General features: G+C 68.4%; 12 protein-coding genes. 1 reads left to right on the top strand and 11 read right to left on the bottom strand.

Going from position 1 to position 15,035, the window contains the following annotated elements; all coding sequences use genetic code 11:
- Positions 1-10: 10 nt before the first annotated feature.
- The 10 genes from NV2_RS12165 to NV2_RS12120 form a co-directional block, all read right to left on the bottom strand.
- A complete protein-coding gene (locus tag NV2_RS12165) occupies positions 11-316 on the bottom strand; it encodes a transposase (RefSeq protein ID WP_210749243.1) in 306 nt (101 codons plus the stop codon).
- A complete protein-coding gene (locus NV2_RS32215) occupies positions 316-3,324 on the bottom strand; it encodes a hypothetical protein (protein WP_245662564.1) in 3,009 nt (1,002 codons plus the stop codon). The genes NV2_RS12165 and NV2_RS32215 overlap by 1 nt, the downstream gene beginning before the upstream one ends.
- A 69-nt stretch (positions 3,325-3,393) precedes the next feature.
- Entirely contained in the window at positions 3,394-4,881 is a 1,488-nt protein-coding gene (locus NV2_RS12155; RefSeq protein ID WP_067872122.1) for an SCO6880 family protein, read from the bottom strand.
- Positions 4,878-6,350, bottom strand: coding sequence for a hypothetical protein (locus NV2_RS12150; protein WP_067872544.1), 1,473 nt, complete (start codon positions 6,348-6,350; stop codon positions 4,878-4,880). The genes NV2_RS12155 and NV2_RS12150 overlap by 4 nt, the downstream gene beginning before the upstream one ends.
- 80 nt (positions 6,351-6,430) lie before the next feature.
- The gene (locus NV2_RS12145; RefSeq protein ID WP_067872119.1) at positions 6,431-7,282 is read right to left on the bottom strand and encodes a DUF8175 domain-containg protein; all 852 of its coding nucleotides are present in this window, start codon (positions 7,280-7,282) and stop codon (positions 6,431-6,433) included.
- A gap of 101 nt (positions 7,283-7,383) precedes the next feature.
- Complete coding sequence (locus NV2_RS12140; RefSeq protein ID WP_307613560.1) at positions 7,384-7,647, bottom strand: hypothetical protein; 264 nt, start codon at positions 7,645-7,647, stop codon at positions 7,384-7,386.
- A complete protein-coding gene (locus NV2_RS12135; protein ID WP_067872113.1) occupies positions 7,644-7,940 on the bottom strand; it encodes a hypothetical protein in 297 nt (98 codons plus the stop codon). The genes NV2_RS12140 and NV2_RS12135 overlap by 4 nt, the downstream gene beginning before the upstream one ends.
- A 115-nt stretch (positions 7,941-8,055) precedes the next feature.
- On the bottom strand, positions 8,056-8,700 hold the full coding sequence (locus NV2_RS12130) for a hypothetical protein (RefSeq protein ID WP_067872110.1): 645 nt from the start codon (positions 8,698-8,700) through the stop codon (positions 8,056-8,058).
- Positions 8,697-9,569: a hypothetical protein gene (locus NV2_RS12125; RefSeq protein WP_067872108.1), complete on the bottom strand. Its 873-nt coding sequence runs from the start codon at positions 9,567-9,569 to the stop codon at positions 8,697-8,699. Before NV2_RS12125 ends, NV2_RS12130 begins: the two co-directional genes overlap by 4 nt.
- Positions 9,570-9,585: 16 nt before the next feature.
- On the bottom strand, positions 9,586-10,836 hold the full coding sequence (locus tag NV2_RS12120; protein ID WP_067872105.1) for a DUF8176 domain-containing protein: 1,251 nt from the start codon (positions 10,834-10,836) through the stop codon (positions 9,586-9,588).
- A gap of 825 nt (positions 10,837-11,661) precedes the next feature.
- On the opposite strand from NV2_RS12120, the gene NV2_RS12110 reads away from it, so the two are divergent.
- The gene (locus NV2_RS12110) at positions 11,662-12,546 is read left to right on the top strand and encodes a DMT family transporter (RefSeq protein ID WP_067872098.1); all 885 of its coding nucleotides are present in this window, start codon (positions 11,662-11,664) and stop codon (positions 12,544-12,546) included.
- Here the strand turns inward: NV2_RS12110 and NV2_RS12105 are convergent.
- Positions 12,522-14,813 (bottom strand): RelA/SpoT family protein, encoded by a 2,292-nt coding sequence (locus NV2_RS12105; RefSeq protein WP_245662574.1) that lies wholly within the window; start codon positions 14,811-14,813, stop codon positions 12,522-12,524. The two genes, NV2_RS12110 and NV2_RS12105, sit on opposite strands and share 25 nt — an antisense overlap.
- Positions 14,814-15,035: the final 222 nt, after the last annotated feature.

Raw genomic sequence — 15,035 nt, 5'->3', positions numbered from 1 at the left:
CGCGCAGCCGTCATGTCGCGCGGCGCGTTTCGTTCAATGTCTCCACGAGGGTGCGGTTCATCTCGGCAGCAGCGGCCAGCTGTTGCTGCAGCACCGCGACCTTGCGGCGCAGCGCCACCGCGTCCATCCGTTCCAGGCTCGCCCCCTCCGCCGCACGCACCCAGTTGCGCACCGAATTGGTGTGCACACCGATCTGCTCGGCGACGACGCGGCAGGCCTCCGATTCACTGCGCAGCTTGTCGGTCAGCGCGACGACCTGCTCGACCGCCGCCTGCCGCACCTGCGGCGACACTCTCCGGTATGACCTGTGCGGCATCACGCGGCACTCCCCTCGTCGCCCCGGCGGGCCGTGGATTCGGTGAATTCGCTGAAACGCTGGTTCGTTTCGTGGATCCCGCTCTCCCGTTCCGAGGGGGTGAACTCCATGTGGAACGGGATACCGGGCCGGCGATCCTCGCCGATCTTGAGCAGGAACTTTCCGGTACCGGGTGCCGGCGGGCGGGCCTGGCCGGGTTTGAGTGCTTCCCCCGTCAAGGCCTGCGGCGCCGACCAACTGGTCACCATCTCCTCCTCCGCGGAGGTGAACGGGATCGTCGAGTCCAGCCGGCTGATCTCCTCGGGCGGCAGGGCGCCGAAGATCTTGGCGCGGGCGCGCTCCAGGAATCCCAGCGCCTTGGCGATCGCCGCCTCGGAACCCAGCGACTGGAGGTCCTTGATGGTGTGGCTGATCATGATCAGGGAGGTCGCCATACCGCGCTGCAGGCGGGTGAGCTCGTCGACGCGATCGACCATGAAATCACCGAGGCCCAGCACCTGCCACAGCTCGTCCATCACGACCTGGAAGTACCGCTGCGGTCCCAGCTTTCCGTCGGCGAGCACGTGCGCCGCTTCCACCGAGGCGAAGCCGTCGGCCCAGCAGGCCAGCATCACGGCGGCCTTGAGCTTCTTGTCTCCGGTGGGGATGTGGGAGACGTCGATGCACACCGCCACCGAGGACGTGTCGATCGGAGTGGTGGTCTGGCCGTTGAAGACCGCCCCGAACGGGCCCTGAGTCAGCGCGCGCAACGACCGGCGCAGCCCCTTCGTGGCTTCGTGGTACTCCTCGGCATTGTCGGCGCCGGCGTCGAGCATCAGTTCCTGTCCACCGGCGATCACCACCTCGAGCAGGTCCTCCATGATCGGCGGCGACTCGGGGGCGAAACCGCTGCCCTCCCGGTACAGGATGCGCAGCGCGGTCGAGATCAGCGTCTCCTCGTAGTCGCGGACCCGCGCGCCGCGCACCAGTTCCACCAGACCGGCGATCAACGTCACCTGGCGGGCACGCAGTTCCTGAGTCACCTGCAGCCGCAGATCCGGCAGGTCACCGAGCAACGGGACGATCGAGCCGAGCACACCACCGGCGAGCGGGTTCAGTTTCCCGTGGCCGTAGCCGAGGTCGATGACCTGACCGCCGACCACCTCGACCATCCGCCGATAGTCGGGTTTCACATCGGCCAGGATCAGCGGGGTGATGCCCTGCGCGACGCCACCGAGCACGATGCGGCGCACCAGCGACGATTTACCGAAACCGTTGAGCCCCAGGACGAACAGGCTCGGCGCGGTGATGAAACTACCGCGCATGAACCAGTTCATCGGGTCGAAGCACACCGGCGCGCCGGTGTGCAGATGCGAACCGAGCGGCGTGCCGATCAGCGGGGCACCGGCACCGACCGACCACGGCCACAGTCCGGCCACCTGGGCTGTGGTGGCCCGATACTCGACCGGGCGGCCGATCACGTTCATCCGGCCGCCGCCCTCCCCGACGTAGCCACGATCGGTCAGTTGGGCGGTGCCGCGGTCGAATCCGTCCTCCACCACGGCATCGGTACGCGCAGCGGCATTGACCCGCCGGAGATCATCGGTATGGATGCGGAAGGTAGCCCATGCGGCCCGCAGACCGGTGCCCTCCCGTGCTGCGGCTTCCAGCCGCGCCCGCGACGCATCGTCGAGCAGCGCCGGCCCCTGATTCCGCTGCTTCGCGGGCTTGGACCGGCGGGTACGCCGCTCGTCGTTCTCGTCCCGGCGTGGTGTGCGTCCCAGCTGATCGTAGGACGACATGCGCCGGCCGTTGCGGTCACGCAGGGTGCGTTGTCCCCGTCCGGACCGACGCGGGGTGCTCGCCTCTGCGGATCTGGCGGCGTCCGAGCCACCGTCACGCTCGGTACCACGCCGCGTGGGACGTTCGTCGCCCATCACGGAACGGGCCGCGTCGGTCTGCAGGTCGACCCGATCGAATCCGGCCGGCAACTCGCCCGCAGACGTTTCGTGCTCATCGTCGTGATCCGTTCGCTGGGCGGGCTCGGCCGCGCGCTGACTGCGACGACCATCCGAATCGGTCTCGCCCGGGACGCCCTGCCCGTCCGCGGACTCGAATCCCGCGCTGCGGACGTCGTGCTCGGCACCGTCGATGCCGGCGTACCCGGTCTCGGAGCCGGCGCCCGGAGCCGGTGAACTCGTCGCGGCTGCCGCGCCGTCGGACGACTCCGCAGGTGTGCGCGCCGCATCGGTATCGACGCCGGTGTCGGCAGCGGCGGGGCCGGCGTCGGGGTCCAATGCGGGAATCGGAGGCCGTGCCGATCCGTCACGCACCGGGCGCCCGCCCGCTCCGTCACGCACGGGCCGCGCGCCCGCGGAAGGCTTTTCGCTCTCGACCGGCCGTGACCGGGACCCGGTGGCGGCGCTGCCGCCTGCCTCCGGCACCGCACCACCGGTCGGCCGCGCAGCTATCTCCTGGTCGCGGCGAGTACGGGTCGCTCCCGCGGAGCGCGGCGAGTTCGTCGCCGCCCGCTGCCGGGCTCGCGCCGCGGCTGCCTCGTGCCGTTCGGTGTCGTGGTCACTCGAGGTCCGCCCCCGTTCGCCGGAAGCGTCGCGCCGTCGACGGGAGTCACCCGGCGCGGCGCTCCGGGCCTCGGCGGTACCGCGGCGCCTGCCCTCGGTGTTGCCGCGTGGCGTCTCGGACTCGCCCCGCCGCTCGGCGGAGCGCTCGTCGGTTCCGGCTCCGGACGCGCCGCTCGGACGGCCCCGTCGGGCCCCGTCGGCCCGGTGGTCGGAGCGCGATTGGCGCGGTGTGCCGTGCTCGGCTCCCTCCGCCTCGCGGCGCGGGCGCGCTGCTTCGTCCCGGCGTCCGCGACGGCGTTCCGGCCGCAGCGGTACGTCATCCCAATCGGCAGGTGCACCACCGTATTCCGCACGGGGCAGGCCGGGCGCGTACGCCTCGGCACCCCACTCGTCGTCGGTGACCCGGCCACGCGACCGGGTCGACGCCGGGTTCGCCGTGTCCACCACTCGCTCGCTGTAACGCGGTGGTTGTCCTCGGTACCGAACCGGCGGCTCGTGCTCACCTGCCATCGTCGCTCACCCCGCCAATGCCTTGGGAATACTCGCGTGTTCCGGCAGGATCACCCCGCAGCCGAGTGAGGCCGCGAAGGCCGCCGCCTGGTAGCGGTAGCAGCGCCGGATCTTCAACCGGGCCTGTGTGGACAGGTCGCGGGTAATCGCTTCGATCCGGGGCAGATCGCCCCGAAGTGGTTCGGTGATGGTGACCAGCGCACCGAACCGAGTCACGCCGTGCCCGCGAGCCTGCTCCTCGCGAGCCTGCTGGGTGGCGCCGACCCGCAGCGTCGCCGACGCGGAGACCACACCCCGTTCGCTCTGCTGAGCGACCAGCGCGTTCTTGTAATCGTCGTCGACGATTTCGGCCGCATCGGCCGCCGAGTGCGGGCGGTACACGATGGCGATCCGCTTGCGCGGCACCTCCGGGTTCGGCGCCAGCAACCGCTGCAGCACGCGTTCGTCCACGGCACCTTCGGGTGCCGCATCCATCTCCCAGGTGACCGAACGGCCGCCGTCGTGGATGAACTGGTCCCAGCGTTCCTCGTGCGAGATCGGGCCCGCGTCGGCCCAGTCGAGCCCGTGTCCGCCCGCCTCACCGGCCGCCACTTCCAGATCTGCCTGCGAGGCCGGATCGTAGCTACGGCGAATGAACGAGATCATCTCGTCCGCCGACATCGGCTGTGCTCGCACGCCCGCCTCGGCCATGGCCGCGCAGATGCCGGGCAACCGGCGGCCGATCTCGACTGCCTCCTCGGCCGGATTCTTGCGACGCTCGGCGGTGGTGGCCTTGAACGTGATAGCCACACGCGGCAACAGTTGCACCCGCTCCTGCGGCAATTCGGTGGCCAGTTCGTACATCACCTGCTGCGCCAGATCCGGTGCGTCCGGTCGGGTGATGGTGGAAACCTCGGTGAGCAAGCGGTTTCCGGTTTCGGGCACCGTATCGATCACCGGAACCACCGCGATGATGTCCGAGGTCTGCCCGAGCGAGGCGAGGAAGGTTCCCCACGCCGACACCCAGCGGTCGATCACGGGCTGGTCGACCGCTTCGTGCCCCTGTGGCCAGGCCCGCAACACCACTGTGTACTGGGCGAATTGCGGAAGGTGGACCATGCCGAAGCTGTAGCCACCCGCGTCGATCCCCTCGTACAGCCGTGAGGGAGCCATCAACCCGGGCAGGCGAGCGACGCCACCGGGAATCCGGGAGAACCGGCCGCCGCGGTAGACGTGCTCGCCCTTGCTGCGGCCGCGCAACCAATGGAACATCATCAATCCCGTCTCGTAGCCGGAGCGGCCGCCCGTGCGCCACACCAGGGGAACCATTACGACCACGCCGATGATCGCGATGAACAATGCCGGTTTCGGCCCGGCGACCAGAGCCGTCAGCAGGGCGGTGATGACCACCACGAAGCCGAGTACGGTCTCGCCCCAGCGCAGTCCGAAAAGGCCTGCGCTGCGGGGCTTCTGCCACAGCCCGTACGAGCGGTGCTCGTAGGATTCGGTCGTCATCGCGGGATCGTGCTCCTGCCGAGGTCGGGTGCGCGGTTGGCCCAGCGGTCACCGGCGACATCACCCATGGCGTCGTCGGCGCGGTTGAGTTTGGCGCCGGCTGCCCGCGCGGTCGCGACGTTGTTCATCGCTCGCGACGCGCCGGATGGTACCGCCCCCGAGCCGGCGGGTGCGCGGGGACTCGCGGGGGGTTGTTGTCCGCCCCCGCCGCGCGGCCCGCGTGGTGGAACGGGTCTGGGGCTGCCTCCCCGGCCGGCCCCGCCCGGTGGACGTGGGCCGCGACCGCCCCGGTTCACATACCCGGGCGCTCCCGCCGCTGCCTGCGAACCACGGGCGCCGACGGCCTTCGTACCGACCGCTCCGAGCGCTGCCGCGCCCAGCAGCACACCGCCGGTTGCGGCCAGACCGGAACCGCCGCTGCCGACGATCGCGACCGCGGGGGTCACCAGCCGCATCAGCGCCGGAAGGACGAAGGCGACACTGCACAGCAGCACGATCGCGACCAGCATGCGTTGCGCCTGATCGGCATCCGGGAGACCGGCGGTGGGGGTGTCGGTGTTGGTCTCACCGGCGGTGACGAACGCGATCATGTAGACGATCGCGGCCACGGGTTTCCACAGCATGAACGCGATGATCCAGCCGATGAGTTTCGGATATGCCTGTCTACCGGTACTGGTACCCGACGCTGCCGCTGCCAGCGGCAGGACGCCGGCCGCGACCACCAGCAACCCTTGACGCACGATGGCCAGCACGATCTGCGCCAGTGCGCCCAGCAGACCGACGATCGCGATGATCAGCACCAGCCCCGGTGAGAAGGCCTGCAGTTTCGATGTTTTGACCATCAACTCGGCCAGGCTGCGGGCATTGCCGTTGGTCGCGTCCTGGATCACCCATTCGGAGAACTTGTCCGAGGCCTGTGTTCCCGCGACGACCACCGCGCCGAGCATCCAGGAGCTGAACACCACTCTGGCGAACATCCGGAAGGATTCGGCCGCTTCACTCAGTGCCGCACCACGTCTGGCCTCGGCCAATCTCGCGCCGGACAGGATCACCGACACGATGAGCAGCAGTATCTGCGCTTGATAGGTGTAGTCGTTGATCTTGTCGAACAGCGCCCCGCCGTCACTGATGCGCTCGTTGGGCACCTTCATCCAGAAGGTGAGCGCCAGCATCAGCGCCTCGCCCAGGCCGTTCATGAGCGAGTCGACCACCTTGCCGAAGGTGGAGTCCCAGGCCTTGTCCTTGACCGCGGTCGCGGCATCACCCGGATGGGTGGCGGCGTTGCCCGCCTTACAGGCTGCCGAGGCGGCGTCGCCGAGCGATACGCCCGGCAGGCCCAGGCCGTCCAGATTCTGATGGATGTCGTTGCAGGTCTGGTCGAATCCGTAGGTCTGCCCGTAGGCCACGGTCGGTGTTGCGACCATCACGGTGAACATGACCGCGAGAATCGTGACGATGCGCCTCATCATGAGATTCACTCCTCGATGCGTCGCAGGGAAGCGATCCGGACCATCGGCTGACTGTCGTACCTTTCCGGGCATCGCGATACTCACCATCGGGTCCACCCCTGCAGGGTGTCGACGTATTCGCTCTGCGCCGATCTGCTTTCGGTGGGTTTGAGGCGCCAGTCACCGTTCTGCCACACCATCACCAATCGGATCGCCGCCCACACCTGCTTGCCGTCGTTGACCGGACCACGTGCCGCGAGCCGGACGATCGCCATATCGTCGGCGTAGTTCTCGATCTGGAACGCATCGGGCGCCACCAGGTATCGCGTGATCTGTTCCGGTTGCTGTTCAGGAAGCTTGCCGTCACTGCGTGCCTTGTCGTAGGCGGCGATCTGCTGGGCCGACACCCGTACCTGACGGACGTACAGCTCACGGTCGCCGGGCCGGGCGTTGAGCCGGTAGGTGATCTGCGCCGCCGCCACGGCCGCCCCCTGTGGCGTATGCGAATAACCGACGGCCAGACCGTTGTCGTCGATCCGAGTCGGCCCGTCACTGGTGGAGAACGGCACCGACGCACCGAAGACCCGTTGCCAGCCCCGCTGCTCGGTGGTTCCGGCAGGCGCCGCGGTCAGCCAGTCGTCGTCGGACGAGGTGTGCCGCTGCGACGGATCCTGCGGCAGCGGCTGTCCCGCCGGATTGTTCGGGACATCGACACGACGGCCGAACAGATCCACATCCGGCGCGGCGAACCCCGTCGCACCCGAGCCCGCGACCGGCGAGGGCGCCGAACCCGCCTTCCCGTCGCCGGGCGCTGACGAGGAGGAGGTGTCGCGGCCGACGTAGACGAACACACCGACGATCACGATCAGCGCGATCACCGCTGCGGAGACGATGACGCCGAACGAGATGCTGCGTTCACCGTCGGAGTACTTCTCGCTGTTCTTCTCGCTCATGCCGTCACCTCCCTTCGCTGAGAGCCACCGTCGAATGTCGTTGTCCGAATGTCGTTGTCGCCGTTATGTTGCCGGATCGCACGCGCAGAACCGCCACCGGATCAGTTGGGCAGGAAGGTCAAAGCGATCGCGCTGGCCGAACTGGCGACGATCGCGCCGACCAGACTCATCACGATGCCGTGCGAGGCATCGTTGACGGCCATGTCGTCGCGCATCGCCGACCACAGCCTGCCCGCGGACACGATCATCCAGGCCAGGCACAGCAACAGCACGCACCACAGCAACCAGTTGATCAAGTGCATGATCGGTTCGATCACGTCCGCGGGCATCTGTTTGTAGGCCAGCACCATCGCGGCGCCCCTCACGATCCGATGACGGCGTTCATGATCGTCCCCGCACTGGTCGCGACGATGCCACCGATCATGGCTCCGGCCACCATCTTCGGCGACTCCATGCTGCCGCCGGTCCACTTCTCCCAGGCGAAGCGGCCACCGGCGTAGGTGATGCCCAGAATGCCGGACAGCAGGACGAACCAGGTGAAGTAGCGGACCAGCTTCATCAGCTTGTCAGCGGCCGGCGGTGTCTCGGGTGTCGGATTCCCGACCTGAGCGAGAACAACGCCGTACGTGTCGTGTACAGCGGCCAGGATGGTACTCATCGAGCGTCCTTCTCAATAGGTGATCGGAATACATGGCCGGGTACCGGAGGTACACCGTCGAGCACAACTGTCGGTGGGATCGCACCTCGCGATCCGGAGCCATTGTCGGACATCGTCACTCCCTTTCCCGCGACTGTGAACCGGTACCGACTGTTTCCCGGACCAGGTCGACGATGCTCATTCCCAGCGCGTCCACCTCGTGCGGAACCTCTTGCAGCGGATCGAGTTTGCGTTTTCGCTGCTGCGGGGGTGGGTCACCCGGCGACCACACCGGCAGCTGATCCGGCTCGACCAGCGTCCACTCCTCGATCCAGGGCATCTGCCACACGTTTCCGGCCAGCGCGCCGACCACGTCGCGGTAACGCCGGATCTCGGCCGGAATCCGGCCCGGGCGCGCGGCCACGGTGATCAGGCCCAGCACCTCGCTCGGGCCCGCCAGTCCGGCGTGGTGCTGGCGCAGCAGATCGTGGGCGCGGGTCAGCCCCGCGATGGTCTCGCGGGCGACCAGCACCACGAAGGGAGATTCGCGTTCGTATGCACCGGGCCAGCGCCGGTGCGAATCCGCCGCAGGCGCAAGCACATGCGCGAGAGTACTGGCTCCGGCGCCGCCGTGCACCCCCAGCAACCACACCAGCGGCGCCCGTCCCGCACCCGGCACCGGCCGGTCCCACATCGGGGCGCGCCGGGACTCCGCGGGGGCGACAACGCCTGCCGTGGGCGGGTTTTCGGTGGGGCGAGGTTCCTTCATGGCCGCGGTCATGATGCCATCCCGCCCAGCAGCCGCCGATAGGCCCTCCGCGTTTCCGCGTCGAGTTCGTTGTGGCGCACCAGTTCTCCGTGCGCAAGGTGGGCGTCGTAGGGAATCTCACAGATATCGCGGACCCATCCCGTCAGGTGCTCACGGAGGTGGTCGGCGACTCGAGAGTCGTTGCCCGGCAGTTGATGTGAGACGACCACGGTGGTGTCGCCGACGATTCCGCCGCCCTGCCCCTCGGCATGCCCGCCGAACTCGTCGTCGAGCCACTCCAGCGTCACCCGCAAACGATTGGCGGCATCGGCACGCGCCGGAATCGCCAGCACCACAGCGATCTCCGCATCCTCGAGCAGCGGCCGCAACTGGCGCGCGGCGATCGGGCTGCCACCGTCGTAGACGGGGGTATGTCCTGCCTCGGCCACCGCGCGGGCCACGGTCAGGTAGGTCGCGCGGCGGCGCAGCGGCGAGGCGTCGCGCCACAGCAATCCGATTCCGGAACTCGCCCGGGACACGCATTCCTTCAGCGGCGCCGGTTCGTCGTCACCGCGACCGTACAACCACTGCTGCAGGCTGATCGGGCTCAGATGTTCATCCGCCCCGCGTAGCGCGAGATCGCTGCCCGCGCAGGTCGCATCCACCGCGACGGCGGACGTATCGGCGCCCAGTTCGCCTGCGAGTCCCAAGGCGGTCGTGGTGGTTCCGGCTCCCCCGCAGCCACCCACGACCAATACCGGGCGAGGTGCGGCACCGCCGTCACCACCGTCCTTGCGCCCCTTGCGCAACCGGACCACCGGCGCCCGTCCACGCGGTCGCACGCTCGGCTCCGCGTCCGCGTCGGACGCCTCGTCGAGCCATCGGCTCCAGTCCTGTCCCATCGTCTCAGCTCTCCTCTTACCCGGCCGTAATGCCCGTGATCAGGGTGCGGCCGCCGACCACCGCGGTGGTCACCAACTGCCTGCCGTAGGTGGCGGGTCCGGCACCCGGCCGCCGTTCGGTCACCTCCACCGAATACCTGTCCGGAGCCATCGTGACCACCCGCACGCAATACTCGGTGCCCTGCGGCACGGAGGCGATCCCCCGGGCGATCACCGATTCCGGCGATACCGCGGCGCCGGGCGCGACCACTTCCAGCGCGCGGGCGGCGGACCGCTCCACGTAGTAGGCGTGCTGGAACCGCATGATGGCGTCGGGACCGGAGCCCGTACCACCCACCTCGGCGCCTCGCAGCACATGGTCGAATCGCTCGGTCGGGCAGTGACCACCGGCCGGGGCGACCCGCTCGCGGGAACTGTCACCACCCGCGGCGGTGAGCCGCATCATCGGCGACTCGCCGTCGCCGACAGTGGTGGACGCTGCCACAGCGGCACCGCCCGCGTCCCCGGGCGCGGCGCCGGCGCGGTCGTCCTTGCCCTGCAACAGGTACAGGGCGCACGCTCCCGCCACCCCCAGCAACAACACAGCGATCGTCGCGATCACCGCCACGCGCGTGCGGCCGGGTCTGGTGTAGGCCCGCAACGGCGGCGACGCGGGACCGTGTGCCCGCCATTCGACCTCCTCGTCGAGATCGAATTCTCGTGCTGCCGGGATCGGCCCCGAGTCCGGTCTGCCACGCCGGCCGCCCCGGTCCACGGTCCGGATCTCGCCGCGGCGAGCGCGTGCCCGCCCCGAGGCCTCGAAACCGTCCTCGTCCCGGTCGATCTCCGCGGTGCTCCCGAACCGCGCCGGACCTCGTTGCTCACCGGGGCCGTGAGATTCCTCCGCATCGTCGTCGGAAGGCCGGTTCGCCGACGAGCGAGCACGGCGGCGACCACGGGTGCGACCGTCGCCGGGTTCGTCGTCGCGGGAGAACGGCACCACCGCCCCCTCCGAATCCGGGTAGTCGTCGTCGGGACCCGGTGCGTGCGTCCCGACCCAGTCGGCCCATCCACCGATGAACTCACTGCGTCGGGTGGCCGGTTCGTCGGCGAAGGGAATCTCGAACGGTTCCGGTTCGGTGTCGCGAATGTAGTGCGGGTAGCGCGGCGCGCCAGGGTCGGCTTCGTCGTCCACGGCGTCGGATTCGCCGGGGACCTGCGCCGGCGCGCCGTGGTCGGGCTCGAGCGCCGGATACCACCGTTGGACTTCTTTGTACGGCTTCAACATTCCCTCATTCCCGCGGAGCCGGGCACGTCGTGCAGCATCGTCGGACCCTCTCGGCGATCAGTTCGTGGAGAACGAGTAGTTGTTGTGAGCGGTACTGCTACGGGACTTCACCAGCGGCACACCACCGGGTGCGGCGTCACCGAGGCCCTTCCCGAACGGAAATTGTCCCGTACCGGACGAATTCGGTGAACTCGACGCGCCGCACGCAGGTCCCCCGATTCCGGCGGTATCGCGTGTATGCAGGTCACCAAGGATGAAACGGTGCGAGACGGAGGCCACAGGGAACGCACAGACGGACGCGGAGACACGAAATCCACGAAGAAGGCACGGTTCGACCAGTACGGTCGCCGCCGCGCGCTTCGGCACGATCGGCATGATCCGACCCCCTTGCCCAGCTGCCTGCAACAGTTAAGAGGGTCGAATGCCGCTGCGACCCTTCCGGCGATCATCATGTGGAATCGAGTTGCCGCCGACATCGCGCACGCCCCGAAACGCAATAAACGGTAACAGAATCCGGCTCCGCGCGCAGTCCCCCCAGGACCGCGCGGTACCTGTGATGCGCCCCGCCGCCACCCTTCCTACCAGCACGAAGAATCTGACGTAGCCGACCACACCGGACCTACATCCGCTCGGACCCGACCACCGGCAACCGGCGGGCGATCACGCATTCACCCCCACCCCAACACGTTTCGAGACCGCGCCGGAGCGCCGTCCGAAATATGTTGCCGAACAGTAGCTGTGACACAGCTCCAGCGCCTGGCATCGCCGCCGCCACGCCGGTCCCCCGGTGCAGCGACACTCGGACACCAACGGCACACTGGTCCGGTGAGCAATTTTCCCGTCGCCGCGGTCGTGTGCGCATTCGTCGGTGCGGTGCTGTTCGCCGTCTCGGCCGTAGCACAGCAACGTGCCGCCGCCGAGGTTCCCGCGGGCGACGCCCTACTCGCCCAACTGGTGCGTAGCCCGCGGTGGTGGGCGGGGATCGTCGGCGACGCCGGCGGATTCGTCTTCCAGGTCATCGCGTTGGCACTGGGATCGGTACTGGTCGTGCAGCCGATCCTGGTCACCGCCCTGGTATTCGCGCTCCCTCTGGCCGCGCACTACAGCCGCCGCCCGGTGACCGCGGTGATGTGGGCCCACGCCGTCGCACTGTCGGTGGCACTGGCTTGTTTCCTGATCGTGGGCGACCCGACCACGGGAGTCTCCAACGCCCCGTGGAACCAGTGGATGTGGCCGCTGACCCTCGTGCTCGCGGCGGTCGCCGCGGCGGTCGTGGTCAGTGCCGTGCTGCGTGCTACCGGGTTGCGGGCATTGTTGCTGGGTGCTGCCGCGGGACTTCTGTTCGGTGTCGCCTCCGCGCTGACCCAGCATGTGGTCGAACTGTTCGGCGACGGTGCGGCTGCGGTCCTCACCAGCTGGCAGCCGTACACCCTCGTTGCCTCGGGCATGATCGGGCTGTACCTGCAACAGCGCGGCTATCACATCGGCGCACTGTCGGCGTCACTGCCGGCGTTCACCGTCGCCGAGCCGCTGGGCGCAGCATTCCTGGGGCTCACCGTGCTCGACGAGAGACTGCGCACCGGCACCGCCGGCACCGTTCTCGTGATCGCCTCGGTCCTGGTGATGTGTGTGGCGGCGGTCCGGCTCTCCCGGGCGCAGGCCGAACTTCCCGCCGAGCCGGACGATCAGGCCGCCGACGTCACCCGGTAGACGTCGTAGACACCCTCCACGTTGCGCACCACGTTCAACAGATGACCCATGTGTTTGGGATCGCCCATCTCGAAAGTGAACTTACTGATCGCCACCCGATCCCCCGAGGTCATCACCGACGCGGACAGAATGTTGACCTTCTCGTCGGCCAGCACCTTGGTCACATCCGACAACAGTCGGGCCCGGTCGAGTGCCTCGATCTGGATGGCCACCAGGAATATCGAGGACGGCGAGGGTGCCCAGGTGACCTCGATGATCCGTTCCTGTTGCGCGCGCAGCGAATCGACGTTGGTGCAGTCGGTCCGATGTACGCTCACCGCGCCGCCGCGCGTGACGAATCCCAGGATCTCGTCCCCCGGTACCGGCGTACAACATTTGGCCAGCTTGGCGACAGTCCCCGGCGCACCCGGGATCTCGACCCCGGCGTCTCCGATGGTCCGCGGCCGCGCCGGAAGATTCGACGGCGTACTGCGCTCGGCCAGTTCGTTTTCCACATCGCCGACACCACCGAGCTGCGCCATCAGACGCTGCACGACATGGTGCGCCGAGACCTGATTCTCGCCCACCGCCGCGTACAGGGCCGAGATATCGGCGTAGTGCAGCTCGTGCGCCAGCGCCGACATCGCATCCACGCTCATCAGCCGCTGCAGCGGCAGACCGGAACGCCGCACCTCCTTGGAGATCTGCTCCTTACCGGTCTCCAAGGCCTCCTCACGACGCTCCTTGGCGAACCACTGCCGGATCTTGGCCTTGGCACGCGGTGAGACGACGAAATTCTGCCAGTCGCGACTGGGACCGGCGTTCTGCGCCTTGGAGGTGAAGATCTCGACGACCTCACCGTTCTCCAGCTGCCGCTCCAGCGCCACCAGCCGTCCGTTGACGCGCGCGCCGATACACCGATGCCCTACCTCCGTGTGCACGGCGTAGGCGAAGTCGACCGGCGTCGACTTCTGCGGCAGCGTGACCACATCCCCTTTGGGGGTGAACACGAAGATCTCGGGCGACTTCAGATCGAAGCGCAGCGACTCCAGGAATTCGGCCGGGTCCGCGGCCTCACGCTGCCAGTCCAGCAGCTGGCGCATCCAGGCCATATCGTCGACCTCGGCGACATCGCCTGAATGCTTGCCCTTGGTCTCCTTGTAGCGCCAGTGTGCGGCGATACCGAACTCCGCGGTCCGGTGCATGTCGTGGGTGCGGATCTGCACCTCCAGCGGCTTACCGTCCGGCCCCACCACCGTGGTGTGCAGTGACTGGTAGACGCCGTAGCGCGGCTGGGCGATGTAATCCTTGAACCGGCCAGCCATCGGCTGCCACAGTGAGTGCACCACACCGACCGCGGCATAGCAGTCCCGCACCTCCTCGCACAGGATCCGGATGCCGACCAGGTCGTGGATGTCGTCGAAATCCTTACCCTTGACGATCATCTTCTGGTAGATCGACCAGTAGTGCTTCGGGCGCCCCTCGACGATCGCGTTGATCCGGCTCGCGGCCAGCGTGTTCACGATCTCGGCCCGCACCCGCGCCAGATAGGTGTCGCGGGACGGCGCACGATCGGCCACCAGCCGCACGATCTCGTCGTACTTCTTGGGATGCAGGATCGCGAACGCCAGATCCTCCAGCTCCCATTTGACGGTCGCCATACCGAGCCGGTGCGCCAGCGGTGCGATGACCTCCAGCGTTTCGCGTGCCTTCTTCGCCTGCTTCTCCGGCGGCAGGAACCGCATGGTGCGCATGTTGTGCAGCCGGTCGGCCACCTTGATCACCAGCACCCGCGGATCCCGCGCCATCGCGATGATCATCTTGCGAATCGTCTCGGCCTCCGCGGCCGCGCCGAGGTTCACCTTGTCCAGCTTGGTGACACCGTCCACCAGATGCGCGACCTCGGATCCGAAATCCGCGGTCAGCTCGTCCAGCGAGTAGCCGGTGTCTTCCACCGTGTCGTGCAGCAGCGCCGCTACCAGCGTGGTGGTGTCCATCCCCAGCTCGGCGAGGATGTTGGCCACCGCCAGCGGGTGGGTGATGTACGGATCACCGGACTTGCGGAACTGATGAGCGTGCTTCTCGTCGGCTACATCGAAGGCGCGCTGCAGCAGCTGCAGGTTCGCTTTCGGATACAACTCCCGATGCACCGTCGCCAGCGGCTCCAGCACTGGCTTCACCGCCGCGATCCCCCGCTGGCCGGTCATCCGGCGGGCCAGCCGCGCCCGCACCCGCCGGGACGCGGAACTCGGCACCGCAGCCGGTGCCCCCGGCTGCCGCATCGGCATATTGCGCGGTGAGGGCGTTTCGGGCTGAGCGTTGTTCGTCGTGCTCGGCGCCGGTGGCCGCGGCGCCGCAGCGGCGTCGGACCGGGACTTTCCGGGAGCAGGCGCGGTATCCTTGTCCGCTGCCGGCTTCCCGGCATTCGCCTTCTCCAGATGCTGAGTCATGCCACCACCTCTCGCGCCTCGATCGAAACACCCTAACCGAGGCGATACAGCACCCCAGAA

This window comes from Nocardia vermiculata NBRC 100427 (assembly GCF_001613265.1).
Classification (GTDB): Bacteria; Actinomycetota; Actinomycetes; order Mycobacteriales; family Mycobacteriaceae; genus Nocardia; species Nocardia vermiculata.
Note: the sequence above shows the minus strand (reverse complement) of the source record. Positions and strands in the feature narration are given on the sequence as shown.